The sequence below is a fragment of the Streptomyces sp. IBSBF 3136 genome, from assembly GCF_036815105.1.
GTDB lineage: Bacteria > Actinomycetota > Actinomycetes > Streptomycetales > Streptomycetaceae > Streptomyces.
In genome coordinates, this window is record NZ_JAJSZC010000401.1 from 1 (window position 1) to 3,427 (window position 3,427).

The window sequence follows — 3,427 nt, forward strand, 5'->3', positions numbered from 1 at the left end:
GTGGGGGTGAGGGTGGTGGCGGGGACGAGCAGCGCGGCGACGGCCGCGCCGGCCCCCAGTAACGCACGCAGCACGGTGAACCTCCGGTCCGACGGTGTCCGTTCGTGCCGCGCATCCCACCAGCCACCGCACCACTGTTCAAGTCCCGCGCCGCCTCCCCCGCGCACGAACCCCCTCGGGCCCGGCGCTTCCTCCGCCCGGTTCCGGGCCCTCCCCCCACTCCTCGATCTCCTCAAGGCGCGGCAGGGGGTGCAGGAGGCGGGCCAGGGTGACGCACGATTCGGCTCGGGTGAGCGCCACGCGGCAACAGGGGGGCCCGAGGCCGAACGTCGGGTGGCTGCGGGTAGCTGGCGCACATCGGCTGGGGCACAACACAGCGGGCCCGGCGAGACCCGGGGTACCGCGTGTCCGTCGTCGCCGTGCCCTGGGCGCGGTCAGCTCACCACGGAACGCAACGCTCCTGCCAGCAGCAGGGCGCCCGTGACCCCGAAGGAGATCCGCATGGTGGTGAGGCTTCGCCAGGTCAACTCCACCGACCAGGTGCTGGCCGAGGTGGCCCGGCTGCCGGGCGCCGTCGGCTACAGCGAATTGAACCTGGCGACCCGGGCGAAGGGCCTGCACGTCCTGGACCTCGACGGCGACGCCCCCTCGGTGGACGCCATCGAGCACGGCCACGGCACGTACCCCTACCGGGAGATCGAGTACGCCTACACCTACGGCCGGCCACCGGCCAACTCGCTGGCCTCCAGCTTCCTGACGTACCTGGCGCGGGGCAACGGCCAGGACGTCATCCGCACCCACGGGCACGTCCCGTGCTGGACCCCGGAGGGCATGCGGCTGTGCGCGTGAGCGTGTCGCACGCCGCGTCCGCCGCCCCGTGAGCCGCGGCTCGCGCCTGCCGCTTGAGTGCGTTCGGAGCGCCGGTGGCCCCCTCGGGCTCGCCGCCGGGTCCACCTGCGGCGTGTGCGCCTGGGCAACGTCCGCCTCGGTGCGGGTAGCCGCTGCGTCAGTGTCGGCCGCCGACTGAGTGGCGGCGTCGGCCTGCGAACGGGTGAGCAGCGCATCCGCAGCCTGCTCACCGAGCCAAAACGTGGGCTCAGACGCGGCCTTGTCGCTCCGCCGTACAGCACAGCGGCAAGGCGCCCGGCTACCCCGAGAGCTCGGCCGGGTCGACGACCACGGGAAACGGCTCGGTGATTTCGGTGACCCGGCCGGCAGTCCCGGCCGTGACAGCCGAAGGGGGGTGCTGCGGAGAGGGCAGGATTCGAACCTGCGTGGGCCCCGAGGGGCCCGACCGTGAGGCGAGCTCGCTGGTCCCCGATCAACCACTCCGGGCACCTCTCCCCGTGTCCGGCCCCGGTGCTCCGCTGCCGTTCACAGGACCAACTGTCGCCGAACCGGCTGACAGCAGGCTGACATGCCCGACGGCATCGCCCCGAAGTACGGGGGTGGGAGAAAAACGGGTGTCGGGGCGGACGGTGGAGCCGGATCATGACCGCATGCGTCCTGACGACTGGCATCTGACCGACGACCCGCACGAGTTCATGGATCGGGCGGGTGGCTTCTTGGGGTCCCGTCCGGCCCTGCACACGGTCCTGCTGACGGTGCTGGACGCTCTGTGTGGCCGGGGGCGGCAGCTGTACAGCGACGAGGTGCCTCTGTTCGGCGTGCTGCGCGGCGAGGCCGGCCGTGTCGGCGCCGCGTTCCTGCACACGCCCCCCTTCCCGCTTCACCTCAGCCCTCTCGGGACGGAGGGCACCGAGGCTCTGGTGACCCGCCTGGCCGACGCCGGTCATCCGCTCGCCGGGGTCTGCGGTGAGCACGGCACGGCGGCGCATCTGGCCGCATCCTGGCAGCGGCGGACCGGTACGACGGTCCGGCTCGCTCAGCGTCAACGACTGTACGAGCTGGCCGAGTTGAGTACTCCGCAGCCGCCTCCTGAGGGGCGGGCGCGGGTGGCGGGGCCGGGCGACCGGGACGTGTTGATGCGCTGGTACGACGCGTTCAAGGACGCGGTCGGGCAGAGTGCCGGCCAGGGTGCGGGCCCTTGGGCCGACGCCCGCATCGCCCACGGCGGCGTCACCTTCTGGGAGAGCCCCGACGGCGAGCCGGTCTCCATGGCCGGGGTGACCCCCGAGTCGGCGGGCCAGGTCCGGGTGGCCCCGGTGTACACGCCCGAGCACCTGCGCGGCCACGGCTACGCGGGCGCGGTGACGGCGGAGGTGAGCCGCACCGCCGTGACGGCCGGCGTGGCCCACGTGCTCCTGTTCACCGACCTCGCCAACTCCACCAGCAACGCCCTGTACCAGCGGATCGGCTACCGCAAGGTGGCCGACTTCGCGGTGTGGGGGTTCGGGGACTGAGCCCCGCCGCTTGGGTCCGGGGCTGGCCGGGGTGGGTGACGTCGTCGCCGAGCCCGTGTTCGGCGGCGTGGCGGGGGTGCATCGGTTTGTTCTGGTCCGCTCGGAGCGCCGGTGGACCCTTCGGGGCTCGCCGCCGGGCTCAGGCCTCGCGGGTGATGCCCGCGAACAGGTCGTCCTCGGGCAGGTCGGTGTCCACGAGGGTGCGCGCGAGGTGGTAGTCCTCGGTGGGCCATGCCTGCTGCTCGATCTCCAGCGGGCAGGACCGCTCGGGGCCGGCTGGGTCGACCTGGGTCTCGTGGGCGAGCAGGGCCCGCAGTCGGGTGGGGAACCACTCGGCGCACGGCACCCGGGTGGTGATCTCCCACTTCTCCTCCATTCCTTCGAGCTCCTTGAGCACCTCGCCGTGCGGCGAGTCGAGCCCGGCGGCCGTCATGGCCTCGTAGACGGCCTTGAAGTAGGCCTTGCTGAAGGCGCGTGTGTAGTAGAGCTTCAGCGGCTGCCAGGGCGCGCCGGTGCCGGGGTGGCGGTCGGGGTCGCCGGCGGCGTCGAACGCCTCCACCGCGACCTGGTGGGTCTTGATGTGGTCGGGGTGCGGGTAGCCGCCGTTCTCGTCGTAGGTGACGACGACGTGCGGGCGGAAGGCGCGCATCGCGGCGACCAGCGGGCGGGCGGCGGTCTGCAGGGGCTGCACGGCGAAGCAGTCCTCGGGCAGCGGCTCGCCGTTCTTGGGCAGTCCGGAGTCGGTGAAGCCGAGGAACTCCTGCCGCACGCCCAGGATCTCGCGGGCCCGCTCCATCTCCAGGCGGCGCAGCCGGGGCAGGTCGGCCCACACCTCGGGGCGGTCCATGGCCGGGTTGAGGACGTCACCGCGCTCGCCGCCGGTCATGGTGGCGACCAGGACGTCCGCGCCCTCGGCCTGGTAGCGGGCGAGGGTGGCCGCCCCCTTGCTCGACTCGTCGTCCGGGTGGGCGTGCACGGCCATCAGGCGCAGTCCGGTGCGCGGCAGTGAGGTGGACTTGGTCATGGGACTTCTCCTGGGGCGGCTGGTCGGTAGGGGTGGGAGG

Annotated in this window: 2 protein-coding genes and 2 pseudogenes; 2 read left to right on the top strand and 2 right to left on the bottom strand. The window is 73.0% G+C overall.

All coding sequences use genetic code 11. The annotated features are described in order from the left end of the window. Nucleotides 1–525 precede the first annotated feature (525 nt). Nucleotides 526–849: pseudogene (locus V7E45_RS39445) on the top strand (phosphate ABC transporter substrate-binding protein); the annotation flags it as partial. A gap of 400 nt (nucleotides 850–1,249) precedes the next feature. On the opposite strand, the pseudogene V7E45_RS39450 reads toward V7E45_RS39445, so the two are convergent. After that, nucleotides 1,250–1,344, bottom strand: a pseudogene (locus V7E45_RS39450). 155 nt (nucleotides 1,345–1,499) lie between these two features. Here V7E45_RS39450 and V7E45_RS39455 point away from each other — a divergent pair. Continuing rightward, nucleotides 1,500–2,363, top strand: a complete 864-nt coding sequence (locus V7E45_RS39455; protein ID WP_333779110.1) for a GNAT family N-acetyltransferase — start codon at nucleotides 1,500–1,502, stop codon at nucleotides 2,361–2,363. A gap of 139 nt (nucleotides 2,364–2,502) precedes the next feature. Here the strand turns inward: V7E45_RS39455 and mca are convergent, their stop codons facing one another. Next, the gene (gene mca, locus V7E45_RS39460; RefSeq protein WP_333779111.1) at nucleotides 2,503–3,387 is read right to left on the bottom strand and encodes a mycothiol conjugate amidase Mca; all 885 of its coding nucleotides are present in this window, start codon (nucleotides 3,385–3,387) and stop codon (nucleotides 2,503–2,505) included. Nucleotides 3,388–3,427 lie beyond the last annotated feature (40 nt).

What these genes read in the sequence shown, in the direction of transcription:
- V7E45_RS39455 (WP_333779110.1), top strand. Translation starts at nt 1,500, where the DNA reads ATGCGTCCTGACGACTGGCATCTGACCGACGACCCGCACGAGTTCATG.
- mca (WP_333779111.1), bottom strand. Translation starts at nt 3,387, where the DNA reads ATGACCAAGTCCACCTCACTGCCGCGCACCGGACTGCGCCTGATGGCC.